A 15,706-nucleotide genomic window follows, 5' to 3' on the forward strand; every position below is an offset into this window, starting at 1 on the left:
CCCGCACGCCCGCGACGGACCGGCGGGGGCGGGGGCAGGCTTGGCGGATAAAATTCTCGCGCGGAGACATGAGATAGGACCCACGCCGCCAACGGTCAACCGATGGACCGCAGCGCCGTGGCAAAAGCGGGGGAAAACGGCCATATCGCATCCGGCCCTTGCAGGCCGGGCCACCCTTCGCCATGATGCCTGCCGAACGCGTTCATAACTAGGGTTTTTTGCACATGCGGACTATCAGTCCGGCAAAGGCTGTCGCAACGATGGCCCTGCTTGCTTCCTCTTTCATCATCCCTCCTGCATTCGCGGCGACACCCGCCCCGGCGCCCGCCCCCGCGGCGGCCAAGCCGGGCGCGCCGGCCACGGCGGACCAGAATCCGCTCCTCGCCAGCGTGAACGGACAGGACATCCGCCTCAATGACGTGCGGCAGGCCATGGCCACGATGCCCGAGCAGCTGCGCAAGCTGCCCGACAACATCATCGTGCCGATCCTGCTCAACCAGCTTGTGGACCAGCGCGCCATCCAGGTCGCAGCCGCCAAGGCCGGGCTGGACAAGCAGCCCGACGTCCAGCAGCAGATGCAGCAGGCGGCACAGAATGCGCTGCAGAATGCGTATCTGTCGGCACAGGTCGCCCCCACGCTGACCGATGATGCGGTCAAGGCGTATTACGACAAGAACTACGCCAACAAGCCGGGCGCGGAAGAAATCCACGCCCGTCATATTCTGGTGCAGACCGAGGCCGAGGCCAACGACGTCATCAAGCAGCTCAAGGGCGGCGCCGATTTCGGCCAGCTGGCCACCAAGCTGTCCAAGGACCCCGGGTCGGCCAAGCAGAATGGCGGCGATCTTGGCTGGTTCAAGAAGGGCGACATGCTACCGACCTTCTGGGATGCGGCATCGGCCATGCAGCCCAACACCTTCAGCCAGACCCCGGTTCATACCCAGTATGGCTGGCACGTGATTCAGGTGCTGGGCAAGCGCACCGCGCCGACGCCCACGCTGGATGCAACCCGCGACCAGATCCGCCAGAAGCTGATCCAGGAAGGCGTGCAGAAGGCCGTCAGCAACGCCCTGTCACAGGTCAAGGTCGTGCGCTTCGGCCCCGATGGCAAGCCGCTGCCTGAACAGCCCGCTGCCCACTGACCGGACTGTGGCGCGGGTGGGCATGCAACCGCATTCCCGCCCGCGCCCTTATTATATTCATTCCCTGTTTCCCGCTGTCATCCCAGGATCCTGACTGACCATGGCCCATGCCCTGCCCGTCTCCCCCCTTGCCCGGTCAATGCCTGACCTTCCGCCCGTGGCGGGCGTGCGTTTTGGTGCAACAGCGGCAGGCATCCGCTACAAGGGGCGGACCGATCTGGTAATGGCGGAATTCGCGCCAGGCACGACGGTGGCAGGCGTGTATACCCGCAGCAAATGCCCCGGCGCGCCGGTGGACTGGTGCCGCGCCGCGATGGCCGATGGCCGTGCGCGTGCTCTGGTGGTCAATGCCGGGAACGCCAATGTCTTTACCGGCCGCGCCGGTTTCGAGGCGACGCAGGCCAATGCAGCTGATGCGGCACGTCTGGTCAACTGTGCCGCGAGCGAGGTCTTCCTCGCCTCCACCGGCGTGATCGGTGAAATCCTGCCCTATCAGAAGATTTCAGCCGCCCTGCCCGGCCTGTACGCCACCCTGTCCGATGACGGGTGGGCGGACGCCGCACGTGGCATCATGACCACCGACACCTTTCCCAAGGCCGCGACCCGCACGGCACGCATTGGTGAGACGACGGTGCGCATCCAGGGCATCGTCAAGGGCAGCGGCATGGTGGCACCGGACATGGCGACCCTGCTGTCCTTCATCGCAACTGATGCGAAGCTGCCCGCCAGCGTGATCCAGTCCCTGCTGGCCGATGGCGTCAACCGCAGCTTCAACTGCATCACTGTGGATTCGGATACATCCACCTCCGACATGATCCTGCTGTTCGCCACCGGACAGGCAGGCAATGCGGAAATCGGGGATGCACAGTCGACCGACCTGGCGGATTTCCGCGATGCACTCGATTCCCTGCTGCTGGAACTGGCGCTGCTGGTGATCCGCGACGGGGAAGGCGTGACGAAGATGATGCACATCACCGTCACCGGCGCCGTATCCGATGAATCGGCCCACCGCGTGGCCATGGCCGTCGCCAATTCCCCGCTGGTCAAGACGGCCGTGGCGGGGGAAGACGCCAACTGGGGCCGCGTCGTCATGGCGGTTGGCAAATGTGGCGAACCCGCCAACCGTGATACGCTGTCGGTCGGCATTGGCGGAGCATGGATCGCCCAGAATGGCACCGTTGTGCCCGATTACGATGAAACCCCCGTGGTCGCGCATATGCGCGGGCAGGAAATCGAGATTACCATTGACCTGGGACTTGGCAACGGCACGGCGCAGGCATGGGGCTGCGACCTGACGCACGGCTATATCGACATCAACGGTTCCTACCGCAGCTAGGCAATAATGGGCACCTGATTGAGGGGAGGCCGTTTTTCCTGTTCCGTTGCGCACGCAGCGATGGCATTGCTGTCCGGGTATACCCACCACGTCTGCCAGACAGGAAACGCCTGCATGACAAACCCGTTTTTCCGCCCTGCTTCCACCCCACAGGACGTCTGGACCTATGGGGGGTTCTGGATCCGGGTCGTGGCCTATGTGATCGATTCCATCGTGCTATGGGCGGTGCTCGGCCTGCTGGGCATGCTGCTGGTACCGCCCAGCCTGTCGATCTCGATATTCGACCCGCAATCGACGGGGGGCAGCGGGGGCGACTACCGCATCTCCTATATCCAGCCCGCAGACTACACCATCCTGTCCAGCACGCCCCACCTGCACTGGAACGGCAACGGGCTGTTCGAACTGATTACCCTGCTGCTGCCCGCCGCGTATTACATCGTGTTCGAGGCATCATCCCTGCAGGCCACGCCGGGCAAGATCATGTGCAACATGCGCGTGACCGACCTGTATGGCAACCGCATCACGCTGCTGCGCGCGGCGGGGCGGTATTTCGGCAAATACCTGTCGGCGCTGATCTGTGGGGTGGGCTTCCTCATGGTCATGTGGACGCAGCGCAAGCAGGGTCTGCATGACATCCTGGCGGGCACCTGCGTGATCCGCCGCGAGGCACGGGCCGCTGCCCCGCCGCCACCGCAATGGGGTGGCTGACACAAAAAAACATGGCAAAAATGCAACCTTCCCGCCTCGCTCGGCCTTCTATTCTGATATTGAATGTTTTTCCCGCAGCATGACGGTCCGCCCCGCGCAGGAATGCGCGCGGGCGTTTTGGTGTTACGGCGGGGAACCTGACGCTGCGCCGGGTTTCCTGATTTTCCAAGGAGGTGAACAATCCGCATGTCGGCCCATTACGCGACAACGGTCCATTCCGCCCCAACCCGGTCCAGACGGGGCGGTATCCTGACATTGCTGGCGGCCTTCATGCTGGCACTACTGCCATGGGCCATGCAGGCCCGCGCGGCGGATACCGACGCAGCCCCGCAGGGCATAACCAGCCAGCAGGCGCAGCAGGTACTGTCGGTCATGAACGACCCGCAGAAGCGCGAGGAGTTCACCCGCACCCTTGACGCCATCGCCAAGGGGCTGCCCGCGCCCCAACCAGCCCCGGCTGCTGCGGCCCCCGCGAAAAAAGCCGCCCCTGCCGATGTGTCGCTTGAACCCGACAGCATCAGCAGCGAAACCATGAGCGAACTGACCCACATACGCGACATCGCGTTGCAGCAGGGCCAGAACTTCATGGGGCTGTTCAAGGATCTGGCCTTTGTGGGCCGGTGGGTTCACTCCATCCTGTCCAATGCGGATTCACGCCGGATCCTGCTGGATGCGATGGGTCGCGCCAGCATCATCTTCATCCTCGCCCTTGTTGCCGAACGCGCGCTGTCCATCGCCATGCGCAAGCCGCTGGCGGGTGTCACCGCGCGCGCAGTGGCGACCGAGCAGCGCCTGAACCAGCGCCTGAAGCGGGAAGACCAGGCGGATGAGAACCAGCCTGCCCCGCCGCCCGCCACCACCGCCGATGCACAGGCCGAACAGCAGACCGAACAGGCACGCCAGAACGATGACCGCCAGCAGCATGAAACGCTGCGCATCATCACGCGCATTCCCTATTCACTGCTGCACCTGCTGATCAAACTGCTGCCGGTCGCCCTGTTCTGCGGGCTGGGTTATGGCGCATCCGCGCTGTTCACCTCCACCCATCAGGCCGCGATGGTCACCATCACGCTGACGAACGCGTACGTAATAGCGCGCGTGATCTACCTGCTGCTGGAGACGGTGTTCGTCCCGCACTCCCCCACCATCCGCCTGTGCAGTGCATCGGACGCGACGGCGCGCATGGTCACGCGGTGGTGGAACTTCCTTGTCGCGGCCCCGTCCATCGTGGTCTGCCTGTCCACGCTGGGTGGCGTGTTTCACATGCCCGCCCGCGGCACGGAAGCCATCATCCGCGCCGTGGTGCTGATCGAACATATCCTGATCGCGATCTTCATCTGGCGCATCCGCCACCATGTGGGTGCGGCACTGCAGCCCTCGGGCCGCCTGCGTGAAAAGCCGTTCTGGATCTTCGTGGGCAAGATGGTCCGCTTCTGGTGGATTCCGGCCATGTTCTTCGACTTCGCGCTGTGGCTGGTCTGGGCCACCCAGATCCGTGGTGGCTATGCCTGGATCCTGCGCACGCTGTCGCTGACCATTGTGGTCATCCTTGGCGCACGGCTGCTGTCCGTGCTGGCCTTCAGCGTGCAGAACAAGATCTTCCATGTGCCTGAAGCGACCGAAAAGCGCTATCCCGGCCTGCAGGCCCGCGTGGACTACTACTACCCCATCGCGCGGCGCGCGCTGTCGGTGCTGCTGACATTCGTGACCGTCGTGCTGCTGCTGCAGTCATGGGGCCTGCCCGCCATCCGCTTCTTCGTACATGGTTCGCTGGGCACCAAGATCGTGGGGGCCATGCTGACGGTCATGATCGCCTACACCATCGCCATCGTGGTGTGGGAAGTGGCCAACGCCACGCTGCAGAACCAGATTACCCGGTTCGAGACATCGGACCAGGCATCCCGCGCCACCCGGCTGCGCACGGTACTGCCGATCATCCGCACGGTGCTGCTGACCTTCATCATCATCATCGTGACCGTGACCACGCTGTCGCAGATTGGCATCAACGTCGCCCCGCTGCTGACCGGTGCGGGCATCATGGGTGCGGCCATCGCCTTCGGTTCGCAGAGTCTGGTCAAGGACTTCATCACCGGCTTCTTCATGCTGGTGGAAAATGCGATGCAGGTGGGTGACTGGGTCACCGCGGGCAGTGTCGCGGGTACGGTGGAACACCTGTCGATCCGCACCCTGCGACTGCGCGCGATCAACGGGGACCTGCATATCATCCCGTTCTCCTCCGTCACGTCGATCGCCAATACCTCACGTGATTACAACCTTGTGGTGGTCAGCTTCATGCTGGACCTGACGGAAGATCCGCACCGGGTCGCGGCGATCCTGAAGGACGAGTTGTCCGTGCTGCGCAAGGACCCCGTCTATGGCCCGCTGATCAAGTCCGACTTCTCGTTCCTTGGTGTCGAACAGGCTGATGGGAACGGGGCCAAGTTCCTTGGCTCCATCCGCACGGCGGCGGGAGCGAAGTGGAAGGTCTATCGTGAATACTATGCCCGTCTTGGCGCGCGCATGGTGAAGGAAAAGGTCGCATTCCCGATTCCGACTTCGCTCAACCTGCTGGCCAATGGCCCGAAGGGCGCCCTGCAGATGAACATGGAGGAAAACCCCGCAGCCATCCTCGCTGCGCACAACGCGCAGCCTGATGCGTCCAAACCTGCCACCCCCAGCCCGGATGACAGCGACGGCAGGGATGCAACCAGCCCCAAGGGCGATGAACCCTCCCATGGCTGACGGCACGCCCACGCTGCTGGCGCGACTGGAATCGCCCCTGCGCACGGATGGCTACGCCTTCGTGCCGGCAGGGGAGATGCGGCCCCTGCTGGAGCAGTATGGCCTACGGGACTGGGCCAGCTTCGCCGCCAGCTGGAACCGGCTGGGCCTGGACCGCTACATGGCGGATGGCGGGCGTTACCGCCGCCGCCGCCATGCCACTTTTTCCATCAGCGACGACGGCATCCAGCGCAAGAAACACCAGCCCCATTACCAGAGCCGTGATTACAACGAACTCAATGGCGGGATCGAACGCTGGTTCCGCGCGGTGGAACCGGAAGTGGGCGCACACCCCGCACTGGTCGCCATCCTGCGGCTCATGCACCGGATCGTGGCGGACCTGACCGATCCGGCCAGCATGCCTGATACATGGCATACCGAAATCCACCAGTTCCGTATCGAGGCGCTGGATGACAGTCCCGGCCAGCCCACACCGGAAGGGCTGCACCGTGACGGCGTGGACTGGGTCATGGTCGTGATGATCCGGCGCGAGAACGTCATGTCGGGCGAAACCGCGATCCATGACCTGCAGCGCACCATGGTAGGCAGCTTCATGCTGGATGAACCGCTGGATACGGCGGTGGTCAACGACAACCGCGTCTATCACGGGGTGACGGCGGTAAAGCCCCTTGATCCCGCGCGACCGGCCTATCGTGACGTACTGGTCGTAACATTCCGCCATCAATGACGCGGGCGCGCCCTGGCGCATGGAAGCAGTTCTGCCGGCTTGCGCTGGGAACCATGCTGGTGGTGGGCGGCGGCCTTTACCTGTTCATCGTAACGGTTGACCCGTGGGACGTACTGCCCTTTTCCCCCTGCCTGCCACGCATTCCCATTACATCCAACGCCCGCTACACCATGCCCGCGCTGGCGCGTAACCCGCGCTTCGATTCCGTCATGCTGGGTACATCCACCAGCAGGCTGATCCAGCCCGTCGTGATGGACCGCGCACTGGGCACCCATTTCCTGAACATGGCCATGAACAGCGCCAGCCCGTGGGAACAGGCGCGCGAACTCGATACCTTCCTGCGTGCCCACCCCACCCCGCGCATTGTCATGATCGATGTGGACGCCGCCTGGTGCCATGAACGCCCCGGCAGCCTGACATCCCCCAACCGCCCGTGGCCGGAATGGATGTATGGCCACCCCGCATGGACCGGCTACCTGCACATGGCCAGCCTGTATGCCCTGCAGGAAGCGGCCAACCAGTTCCTGTGGCTGGTGGGGCTGAAAACCCAGCGTTTCGGTCTGGATGGCTACACCAGTTTCGTGCCGCCCGATAACCGCTATGACCAGTTGCGCAGCCGGGTGCAGGCCGCCTTCGACCACTGGACGCCACCTGACAACACCCCCGCCCCACCGGGCATGGCCGCCACGCCACCGGCCACCATGGCGCTACTGGATTCAATGGTCGGACGCATGCCTGCTTCCACCATCCCCATCCTGTGGTTTGCGCCTGCGTCCGCTTTCCTGCACGGAACGGCAGGCGGTATCGCCGCAACCCGGCTGCAGGCATGCAGGCTAGGGGTAGAAAGGATCGCGGCCCACTGGCCCAACGTGATCGCCCTTGATTTCAACCATGACAGCCCATTGACGGAAAACCGCGATAATTTCTGGGATCCGCTGCATTACCGACTTCCGGTGGCACGGCGGCTGGTGGCGGATATCACGGCTGTCGTGCAGGGAAGGCCGGTTGCGGATCCAGCGCTGGATATACTGCATGACCCACGCGGCGTGCCCGATACGGACCGGCAGTAACCCAAAGCCATGCGTTGCCATCGCGGAGCCTCCACACCGGCGGGGCTTGTGCCGGGCGGGTCATCTGGTATGGAAAACAGAATACCATGGGATGCCCGCCATACGCATGCGCGACGCATCCATGTAACGTGGACGGGGATCGTTCTGTGCATGCCGCCCCCGTGACCGGGCAGGCATAGGTTGCGGCACTGAGGTTGGAGAGGCTGGTGAATACGTCCGTCAATGGTGCGCCGCAATGGCATCTTCAGCCCGAGGCGAACCGGACCCTTGTCACACTGTCAGGGAACTGGATTGCACAGGAAGGACGTACCCCCGCCTTTCCCGCCGAGGCACTGAAGGATGTGCCGCACGGTGAGCCGGTTGAATTCCGCACCGACCAGCTGGGCAGATGGGATACCTCGCTCATCAGCTTCCTGTGGGAACTCAAGCGCAGCGCGCGTGAAGCCCATGTGGAAGTCGATACCAACACCCTGCCGGAATCCGCGCACAAGCTGCTGGACCTGCTGCCTGAAATCCCACCCGAACCAACGCCTCCACCCTCCCACCATTTCGCGCCGGTGGCGGCAGTGGGACAGTTTACGCTCGATACCCTGAACGAGGTCGGCTGCGTCAGCGAAATGGGGACGGCCGCAGCCCGTGGTGGCCTGGCCTCACTGGTCGGGCGCGGGATGATGCGCACCGTCGACCTCATGTCCGACCTGAATGCGGCGGGGCCTGCGGCGCTGCTGATCGTGGGCGTGGTGAACTTTCTGGTGGGCGCGATCCTTGCCTTTGTCGGTTCGGTGGAACTGCATAAATTCGCGGCCGACATCTATGTCGCAAGCCTTGTGGCCATCGCCATGGTGCGCGAGATGTCCGCCGTCATGACCGCCATCATCATGGCCGGGCGCACCGGTGGCGCCTATGCCGCGCGCATTTCCACCATGCAGGCCAATGAAGAAATCGACGCGCTGCAGGTATTCGGCATCCCGGTTTCCAGTTACCTGATCCTGCCTTCGGTGCTGGCACTCGCCTTCACCATGCCGCTGCTTTACCTGTACGGGTGCCTTATCGGCATGCTGGGCGGGTTCTTCGTGTCCTACATCATGCTGGATGTGTCGCCGCTGGGCTACTTCCATGAAACGATCCAGGCGCTGCCGCTGGACCAGTTCACCTTCGGCTTCATCAAGAGCTTCGTGTTCGGCACCTTTGTCGGCCTGACCAGCTGCCGCATCGGGCTGAAGGCCGGACGTAGCGCCGCCGACGTGGGCATTGCCGCGACCAAGGCCGTGGTCGTGGGCATTGTGGGCGTAATCGCGCTGGATGCGATTTTCGCGGTTATTGCCAATGTCATCGGGATCTGACCGTCATGAATGATACGAATACCCAGATGCCCTCCACCGATGACCGCCCGGTGATGATTTCCGTCGATGACGTGACTCTGGCCTTCGGCAGCAAGGTGATCCAGCACGACGTATCCTTTCGCGTAAAGCGTGGCAGCATCTTTGCGGTCATGGGCGGGTCGGGCTGCGGCAAGAGCACCCTGCTCAAGAGCATGATCGGCCTGCTGCGTCCCACCCATGGCACTTACCTGGTGGAAAAGGACGATTACTGGGCAGGCGATGACGCCAGCCGCGTGCGGATCGGGCGGCGTTTCGGCGTCCTGTTCCAAAGTGGCGCGCTGTGGAGTTCCATGACGGTAGGCGAAAACGTCGCCCTGCCCATGCAGATGTTCACCAAGCTGAAACCGGACGTGATCCGCCAGCTTGTGGAACTCAAGCTGGGGCTGGTGGGCATGCTGCACGCCATTGACCAGTATCCGTCCGAACTCAGTGGCGGCATGCGCAAGCGTGCGGGCCTCGCGCGCGCCATGTCGCTGGACCCTGACATCCTGTTTTTTGATGAACCCTCCGCCGGGCTGGACCCGATCACGTCCGCCCGCCTGGATGAACTGATCCTGAACCTGCGCGACGGGCTGGGGGCGACGATCATCATCGTCAGCCATGAACTGTCCAGCCTGTTCCACATCGCTGATGATGGCATCTTCCTTGATGCCGACCAGAAAACCGCCATTGCCCACGGATCACCACGCTGGCTGCGCGACCACTGCACCGATCCGATGGTTCATGCCTTCATGCACCGTGAACAGCTGGACAGTTCCAGCCCCGCTGGAAACGGGTAATGCCAATGCCCGGCAGGCAGACGCTGATCGGTTCAGCCGTGCTGGGGGTTGCGGCCATTGCGCTCGTCATACTGGGCGTAAAGGGATCGCTTCCCCTGCCCGGTCGCACCACCGAGGCACTGGTGATTTTTGAAAGCCCGACCAACGGGCTGGACATCGGCTCCCCCGTTAATTTCCGGGGCGTGCCGGTGGGTGCCGTCGAACGCATTACGGTCAAGGTCGATCCGGCCAGCCATCACACCTACATGCCGGTCTATATCCTGTTTGATCCCGACCATGCGCCCGGTCGCAGCGACCTGCCGCCATTGTCCGAACTGATCGCCAACGGGCTGCGGGCGGAAATGTCGCTGCACAGCCTTGTCACCGGACAGACCGAGCTTGACCTTGACCTTGCCCCCAACGTACCGGCCCTGCTGCACCCGGGACTGGTGGACACGGACCTGACGGAAATACCGATGGGACAGACGGCGCTGCAGCAGATGGAAACCTCGCTGGTCGCCATATCCGTCCAGCAGCTTCATCATGATCTGCAGACCGCTATGGCCAGCATCCACAAGCTGGCGGAAGACATGAACCGTGACCTGCCGGGCATGATCGCCAGTATCCGCGAGACATCCGTACATAGTGACGCGGCGGTCACCCACATCCGTACTGCCATTGCAGATGTGGAAAACCGCGCCAGCATCACCATCAACAAGCTGGACCAGTTGATCGCCACCAACAGCCAGCAGTTCGCCGCACGGCGGGCGGAGCTTCTGACGCTGATCGCCAGTACCCGCCAGACCATGACACAGGCGCATGAAACCCTTGCCAGCCTGCGAACGCTGACCGACCCGCAATCACGTGACAGGCTCAATCTGGACGATACGATGCGTGATATTATGGAAGCTGGTTACGGGCTGCGCGGATTCGCCAATGAAGTCGAAAGTAATCCGCAACTTCTGCTGATGGGACGCAATAAATGAAAACGCGCCAGCCCGCTGTCTCCCTTTCCCGTTTGTATCCGGCCCTGCGGGCAGGGGGCGGACTGCTGCTGTCGGCGGTTGTGCTGTCGGCCTGTTCCTCCGCCCCGGTGCGCTTCTATACCCTTGGCGCGCCCGCCGTGGCCGTCGGCGCGGAAAGCACCGCCACCATGCCCATCACGGACAGCACGCCCGTGATCGAGGTCGAACGCGCGCGCATGCCCGACTATCTGGACAGTCAGGACATCATGGTGCGCAACGGCCACGAGATCGAACGCAGTGGGCTGGGCCGCTGGGCCAGCCGCCTGTCGGTGGGTGCGACCGACCTGATCACGGCGCGGCTGGCGCAGAAATGGCCGCACCTGTTCGTAACCGACCAGAGCCAGCCTGACCGGCCGACATGGCGGCTGCAGCTCAATATCAGCCGTCTTGATGTCAGCCGCGACGGCCAGGCCGCCCTGAATGCAGACTGGGCCATCATTCCGCAGGATTCGCGCGCCTCCATCCTGCGTAACCGCACCACCATCGTCACGCAGGGCAATACGGGCAGCAATGCCAATATTGCCAAGGTGACCGAAAACCTGCTGAATGAACTGAGCGACCGGATCGAGGCAAGCTGGCCCAGCACGACCGGCACAGCGACGCCACAGACCGCCATGACGTTCCACCGCCACACAAGCAACTGACCCTGTAGCGGGACGGGAGCCAGTCCTGTCCCGGTCTGGCAGGATCAGGGAAATGGCCGGGTTGCGGCATCCGCCCCGCACGAATGGGGAACCTTTCGGCATGAAAGACATTGGGTGCGCAACCCTGTTCCCCCAGCCGGAGTGTCCGCCATGCCCCGATTTTTCCCTTCCCTTCGTGGGGCTGCCTATGTCGCCAGCCTGTCTGCAGCACTTCTGTCGGGCACGGGTGTTGCGCGGGCGGAAAGCGGACCGGTGATCCTGGCGCAGCATCCCGGCACCGAACTGGACCGGCAGGCCCGAAAACTGGTGACGCAGGACCTGCATGACGCCGCGAACCAGCGTGAACAGCCCGTCCTGTTGACCGGATCGGGCCAGTTGTCGGACAACCCGCGCCGCATGGCGTTGTTTGTACAGTTGCAGTCCGCCAGCCTGTGCGGATCGGCGGGATGCTCCACGTCCGTGTATCTGCCCGATGGGCGCAAGTGGATTTTGGTTCTGGATTCCGTCAGCGGGCCGATCACCATTACCCCACAGATGCATGACGGCATGCATGACCTGCTGGTTGATGACACGGATCGCTGGATCTGGAACGGCACGACCTATATCGATACGCAGGCGGCAGCCGAACCGTCCCCCACGCCGACAGACAGGTAAACGACCGGTACCTCGCGACACCGACATTGCCGGACAGATCGGCTGGACATGGTGTTTTTTTTGGGATGATGGAGCGGGTGAAGGGAATCGAACCCTCGTATGCAGCTTGGGAAGCTGCCGTTCTACCATTGAACTACACCCGCGTTCCGGCCCCTCTATACTGCACAAGCCGGACGGATGCAATCACCCCGCCATACGGGCGGCAGTTGACGCACCCTGCCCTGATCCGCAATAAGCATTGATGTCTGGCTGGCTTGCCCGTCAGACCCTCGTGATTTGATACGGCCGGCTTGCGGCGAGGTAAAACATACGCGCTAAAGAGGCCTGATCCCGCCCGCAAGGGCGCGGGCATCATGGTTTCCACGGTCGTGAACCGCCTTTTGGGGGAATGGGCTGCCGGAACAGAACCGGCGCTGGCCCCTGCCCGTATTCACGCCCATCCCCGTTCACAGGAATCGCCATCCGCCATGACTGACCAGCCTGATCCCAAATCCTTCCGCCCCGCCACCCGTCTGATCAACGCGGGCCTTGAGCGTACGCCATATGGTGAAACCAGCGAAGCGATGTTCCTGACCTCCGGCTTTGTCTATGACAGCGCGGAACAGGCCGAGGGTACTTTTACGGGCGATGTCTCGCATTACCAGTATTCGCGCTTTGGCAATCCGACCACGTCCAACCTTGAACGCCGCCTGTGTGATCTGGAGGGCGCGGAAGCCTGCGTGCTGACGGCAACGGGCATGGGCGCTGTCTCCTCCGCCCTGCTGGCGCAGGTGCGCGCGGGAGACCGGGTCGTGGCGTCACGCGCACTGTTCGGTTCGTGCCACTGGATCGTGGCCGAGCTGCTGCCGCGTTATGGCGTGGAAACCATATTCGTCGATGGTGGCGACATGGCGGCATGGAAGGACGCGCTGAGCAAGCCTGCGCGCGCCGTGCTGCTGGAAAGCCCGTCCAACCCGATGCTGGATGTGCTGGACATCCGCATGATCTGTGAACTGGCGCACAAGGCCGGGGCGACTGTGGTGGTGGATAATGTGTTCGCGACCCCGCTGTACCAGAAGCCGCTGGAACTGGGTGCGGACGTGGTGGTGTATTCATGCACCAAGCATATCGACGGACAGGGCCGCGTACTGGGTGGCGCGGTGCTGGGCAATGCCAAATGGATTGACGAGGTCCTGCGTCCCTTTACCCGCAATACCGGCAACAGCCTGTCGCCCTTCAACGCATGGGTCATGCTGAAAAGCATCGAGACACTGGGCCTGCGCGTGAACGCCATGACGCAGAATGCCGCAAGGGTTGCGGACTTCCTGGCGGATGCACCCGGCATCGTCCGGGTCTTCTATCCCGGCCGCAAGGACCACCCGCAGTATGAGCTGGCAAAAAAGCAGATGTCCGCCGGTTCCACGCTGGTGGCGTTTGAGGTCGAGGGCGGCAAGGAAGGGGCGTTCGTCTTCATGAACGCACTGCGCCTGATCTCGATTTCCAACAACCTTGGCGATGCGCGCTCGCTTGTCACGCATCCGGCCACGACCACGCACATGAAGCTGGCGCCCGAAGAACGCGCCCGCCTTGGCATTACAGACGGGGCGATCCGCTTTTCCGTCGGACTGGAAGATGCCGACGACCTGATTGATGACCTCAAGCGCGGCATCGCGGCGCTGGGCAACCGGTAAGCAAGGAGCTTCCCTCCATGAGCAAGAACAGGCCTTTCCCTCCCCCCGGTGGGGAAGGAGCGGAATCCCCGCTGGGCGAGACAATGGACAATACCCCCTGTTTCGAGGCGACGACCGACAATGTCCGCGTGGTTGTCCAGACCTTCTGGCTGGATGACCAGTCGGAACCGGATGAACACCGTTATGTATGGGCGTACCGAATCCGTATCGAAAACCACGGCAAGGACCAGATCCAGCTACTGCGCCGCAGCTGGCGCATCGTGGACGGAAAGGGACGGATCGACCGCGTGGAAGGCGACGGCGTGGTAGGGGAGCAGCCCCTTATCGACGCCGCCGCCAGTTTCGAATACATGTCCGGGGCCGCCCTTGAAACGCCAACCGGCTTCATGGGTGGCATGTACCACATGATCCGCCCCGCCAGCCGGCAGCATTTTGATGTCAGTATTCCCGTCTTCAGCCTGGACAGCCCGCATCATCCGGCCATCCTTCATTAAATTTCCCCTCTGCGGCGTGTCCCTGCCGGACAGGCCCATGCAACAAGAACCAACAGCATGACTCCCATCGATTCCCGCCCCTCCCGCACGGAAGCAGAGGAGGCCGTCCGCACCCTGCTGCGCTGGGCGGGTGAAGATCCCGACCGCGAGGGGCTGCGTGATACGCCCCAGCGCGTCATAAAATCATATGACGAATTCTTCTGCGGCTATGCCGAAGACCCGGTCGACCTGCTGCGCCGCACCTTTTCCGAAGTCGATGATTATGACGAGATGGTGCTGCTGCGCGATATCCGCGTGGAAAGCCATTGCGAACACCACATGGTGCCCATCATTGGGGTGGCCCACGTAGCCTACCTGCCGCGCAAGCGGGTGGTGGGGATTTCCAAGCTGGCCCGCGTGGTGGATGCCTACGCCCGGCGTTTCCAGATCCAGGAACGGCTGACGGCCCAGATCGCCAACACCATCAACGAGGAACTGCAGCCTTATGGCGTGGGGGTGGTGATCGAAGCATCGCACCAGTGCATGACCACGCGCGGCGTGCATCGTCCCGGCGTGTCGATGGTCACCAGCCGCATGCTGGGCACCTTCCGTACCAATTCGGACACACGGCGCGAATTCCTGTCGATCCTCAACCGTCCGGCCATGAACAGCAGCGGTATCTGATTGATAAAAAAAGTTTTTGGTGCCGCCTTTTTTAAAAAGGCGGCGTTTCCCTGAAGCTTAAAAAAAAGCTTCACCAGAAACTTCTTTATTTATCGCGAGGCTACAGGGTGACTTTCGCCCCCAGCACGGCGATGAACTGTGCAAGCCATGCCGGATGGGCGGGCCATGCCGGGGCCGTGACCAGCTGGCCATCGGTAATCGCGGCATCCAGCGCGATATCGGCATAAATACCATCTGCCAGTTCCACTTCCGGGCGGCAGGCAGGATAGGCTGAAACCTTCCGTCCCGAAATGATGCGGGCGGCAGCCAGAAGCTGGCCCGCATGGCAGATCGCGGCAATGGGCCGGTCGGCAAAGGCGCGGACCAGTTCGATCACCCGTGCGTCCAGCCGCAGGTATTCCGGCGCACGCCCACCGGGCAGGACAAGGCCCGCGTAGTCGCCGTGACTGATCTCATCAAAGGTCGCGTTCAGCGCAAAGCGGTGACCCGGCTTTTCACTGTAGGTCTGCGCCCCCTCAAAATCATGGATGGCGGTCAGGACATGTTCGCCCTTCCTGCGGCCCGGACAGACCGCATCAACGCGATAGCCCAGCATGGTCAGGGCCTGATAGGGCACCATGACCTCATAATCCTCGACATAATCGCCAGCCAGCAGCAGCAGCCTTGGTGCGCTCATTATCCGTTTCCTTCC

The 15,706-nt window shown here is 62.9% G+C and carries 15 protein-coding genes, 1 tRNA gene and 1 riboswitch; of the genes, 14 read left to right on the forward strand and 2 right to left on the reverse strand.

All coding sequences use genetic code 11. From position 1 onward, the window contains the following. Nucleotides 1–260: 260 nt before the first annotated feature. The 11 genes from MSKU9_RS09190 to MSKU9_RS09240 all read left to right on the forward strand — a co-directional run bounded on the left by MSKU9_RS09190 (nucleotide 261) and on the right by MSKU9_RS09240 (nucleotide 12,188). Nucleotides 261–1,142, forward strand: coding sequence for a peptidylprolyl isomerase (locus tag MSKU9_RS09190; RefSeq protein WP_141261109.1), 882 nt, complete (start codon nucleotides 261–263; stop codon nucleotides 1,140–1,142). 100 nt (nucleotides 1,143–1,242) lie between these two features. Continuing rightward, nucleotides 1,243–2,478, forward strand: a complete 1,236-nt coding sequence (gene argJ, locus MSKU9_RS09195; RefSeq protein WP_141261111.1) for a bifunctional glutamate N-acetyltransferase/amino-acid acetyltransferase ArgJ — start codon at nucleotides 1,243–1,245, stop codon at nucleotides 2,476–2,478. Nucleotides 2,479–2,592: 114 nt separating this feature from the next. Further along, nucleotides 2,593–3,186, forward strand: a complete 594-nt coding sequence (locus MSKU9_RS09200; RefSeq protein WP_141261113.1) for an RDD family protein — start codon at nucleotides 2,593–2,595, stop codon at nucleotides 3,184–3,186. A 186-nt stretch (nucleotides 3,187–3,372) separates the two neighbouring features. Next, nucleotides 3,373–5,928 (forward strand): mechanosensitive ion channel family protein, encoded by a 2,556-nt coding sequence (locus MSKU9_RS09205; protein ID WP_227002437.1) that lies wholly within the window; start codon nucleotides 3,373–3,375, stop codon nucleotides 5,926–5,928. Beyond that, entirely contained in the window at nucleotides 5,921–6,655 is a 735-nt protein-coding gene (locus tag MSKU9_RS09210; RefSeq protein ID WP_141261115.1) for a 2OG-Fe dioxygenase family protein, read from the forward strand. The genes MSKU9_RS09205 and MSKU9_RS09210 overlap by 8 nt, the downstream gene beginning before the upstream one ends. Continuing rightward, complete coding sequence (locus MSKU9_RS09215; protein WP_141261117.1) at nucleotides 6,652–7,725, forward strand: hypothetical protein; 1,074 nt, start codon at nucleotides 6,652–6,654, stop codon at nucleotides 7,723–7,725. The genes MSKU9_RS09210 and MSKU9_RS09215 overlap by 4 nt, the downstream gene beginning before the upstream one ends. Before the next feature lie 206 nt (nucleotides 7,726–7,931). Continuing rightward, nucleotides 7,932–9,068 carry an MlaE family ABC transporter permease gene (locus MSKU9_RS09220; RefSeq protein WP_141261118.1) on the forward strand — a complete coding sequence of 379 codons (1,137 nt, stop codon included), beginning with the start codon at nucleotides 7,932–7,934 and terminating at the stop codon, nucleotides 9,066–9,068. 5 nt (nucleotides 9,069–9,073) lie between these two features. Continuing rightward, on the forward strand, nucleotides 9,074–9,886 hold the full coding sequence (locus tag MSKU9_RS09225) for an ABC transporter ATP-binding protein (protein ID WP_141261121.1): 813 nt from the start codon (nucleotides 9,074–9,076) through the stop codon (nucleotides 9,884–9,886). Next, nucleotides 9,886–10,851 (forward strand): MlaD family protein, encoded by a 966-nt coding sequence (locus MSKU9_RS09230; protein WP_141261122.1) that lies wholly within the window; start codon nucleotides 9,886–9,888, stop codon nucleotides 10,849–10,851. Before MSKU9_RS09225 ends, MSKU9_RS09230 begins: the two co-directional genes overlap by 1 nt. Then, nucleotides 10,848–11,534 (forward strand): PqiC family protein, encoded by a 687-nt coding sequence (locus tag MSKU9_RS09235; protein ID WP_141261124.1) that lies wholly within the window; start codon nucleotides 10,848–10,850, stop codon nucleotides 11,532–11,534. Before MSKU9_RS09230 ends, MSKU9_RS09235 begins: the two co-directional genes overlap by 4 nt. A 150-nt stretch (nucleotides 11,535–11,684) precedes the next feature. Beyond that, on the forward strand, nucleotides 11,685–12,188 hold the full coding sequence (locus tag MSKU9_RS09240; RefSeq protein WP_193557672.1) for a hypothetical protein: 504 nt from the start codon (nucleotides 11,685–11,687) through the stop codon (nucleotides 12,186–12,188). Between the two features lie 69 nt (nucleotides 12,189–12,257). On the opposite strand, the gene MSKU9_RS09245 is transcribed toward MSKU9_RS09240, so the two are convergent. Then, nucleotides 12,258–12,331 (reverse strand) — tRNA-Gly (locus MSKU9_RS09245). Between the two features lie 115 nt (nucleotides 12,332–12,446). Then, a riboswitch (SAM riboswitch) is annotated at nucleotides 12,447–12,527 on the forward strand. 128 nt (nucleotides 12,528–12,655) lie between these two features. Here MSKU9_RS09245 and metZ point away from each other — a divergent pair. The 3 genes from metZ (at nucleotide 12,656) to folE (ending at nucleotide 15,015) form a co-directional block, all read left to right on the forward strand. Then, nucleotides 12,656–13,858, forward strand: coding sequence for an O-succinylhomoserine sulfhydrylase (gene metZ, locus MSKU9_RS09250; RefSeq protein WP_141261210.1), 1,203 nt, complete (start codon nucleotides 12,656–12,658; stop codon nucleotides 13,856–13,858). Nucleotides 13,859–13,941: 83 nt separating this feature from the next. Continuing rightward, nucleotides 13,942–14,352: a Co2+/Mg2+ efflux protein ApaG gene (gene apaG, locus MSKU9_RS09255; RefSeq protein ID WP_141261212.1), complete on the forward strand. Its 411-nt coding sequence runs from the start codon at nucleotides 13,942–13,944 to the stop codon at nucleotides 14,350–14,352. A gap of 57 nt (nucleotides 14,353–14,409) precedes the next feature. Beyond that, the gene (gene folE, locus MSKU9_RS09260) at nucleotides 14,410–15,015 is read left to right on the forward strand and encodes a GTP cyclohydrolase I FolE (protein ID WP_010509068.1); all 606 of its coding nucleotides are present in this window, start codon (nucleotides 14,410–14,412) and stop codon (nucleotides 15,013–15,015) included. Nucleotides 15,016–15,115: 100 nt separating this feature from the next. Here the strand turns inward: folE and MSKU9_RS09265 are convergent, their stop codons facing one another. Continuing rightward, a complete protein-coding gene (locus MSKU9_RS09265) occupies nucleotides 15,116–15,691 on the reverse strand; it encodes a DJ-1/PfpI family protein (protein ID WP_141261126.1) in 576 nt (191 codons plus the stop codon). Between the last annotated feature and the right edge of the window lie 15 nt (nucleotides 15,692–15,706).

This window comes from Komagataeibacter diospyri, from assembly GCF_006538165.1.
Taxonomy (GTDB): Bacteria; Pseudomonadota; Alphaproteobacteria; order Acetobacterales; family Acetobacteraceae; genus Komagataeibacter; species Komagataeibacter diospyri.

Excerpts from the sequence above, each read along its gene's own strand:
- folE (WP_010509068.1), top strand. The coding sequence starts at position 14,410 with ATGACTCCCATCGATTCCCGCCCCTCCCGCACGGAAGCAGAGGAGGCC.
- MSKU9_RS09210 (WP_141261115.1), top strand. The coding sequence starts at position 5,921 with ATGGCTGACGGCACGCCCACGCTGCTGGCGCGACTGGAATCGCCCCTG.
- MSKU9_RS09240 (WP_193557672.1), top strand. The coding sequence starts at position 11,685 with ATGCCCCGATTTTTCCCTTCCCTTCGTGGGGCTGCCTATGTCGCCAGC.
- MSKU9_RS09200 (WP_141261113.1), top strand. The coding sequence starts at position 2,593 with ATGACAAACCCGTTTTTCCGCCCTGCTTCCACCCCACAGGACGTCTGG.
- MSKU9_RS09190 (WP_141261109.1), top strand. The coding sequence starts at position 261 with ATGGCCCTGCTTGCTTCCTCTTTCATCATCCCTCCTGCATTCGCGGCG.
- MSKU9_RS09205 (WP_227002437.1), top strand. The coding sequence starts at position 3,373 with ATGTCGGCCCATTACGCGACAACGGTCCATTCCGCCCCAACCCGGTCC.
- metZ (WP_141261210.1), top strand. The coding sequence starts at position 12,656 with ATGACTGACCAGCCTGATCCCAAATCCTTCCGCCCCGCCACCCGTCTG.
- apaG (WP_141261212.1), top strand. The coding sequence starts at position 13,942 with ATGGACAATACCCCCTGTTTCGAGGCGACGACCGACAATGTCCGCGTG.
- MSKU9_RS09230 (WP_141261122.1), top strand. The coding sequence starts at position 9,886 with ATGCCAATGCCCGGCAGGCAGACGCTGATCGGTTCAGCCGTGCTGGGG.
- MSKU9_RS09235 (WP_141261124.1), top strand. The coding sequence starts at position 10,848 with ATGAAAACGCGCCAGCCCGCTGTCTCCCTTTCCCGTTTGTATCCGGCC.
- MSKU9_RS09215 (WP_141261117.1), top strand. The coding sequence starts at position 6,652 with ATGACGCGGGCGCGCCCTGGCGCATGGAAGCAGTTCTGCCGGCTTGCG.
- argJ (WP_141261111.1), top strand. The coding sequence starts at position 1,243 with ATGGCCCATGCCCTGCCCGTCTCCCCCCTTGCCCGGTCAATGCCTGAC.
- MSKU9_RS09225 (WP_141261121.1), top strand. The coding sequence starts at position 9,074 with ATGAATGATACGAATACCCAGATGCCCTCCACCGATGACCGCCCGGTG.
- MSKU9_RS09265 (WP_141261126.1), bottom strand. The coding sequence starts at position 15,691 with ATGAGCGCACCAAGGCTGCTGCTGCTGGCTGGCGATTATGTCGAGGAT.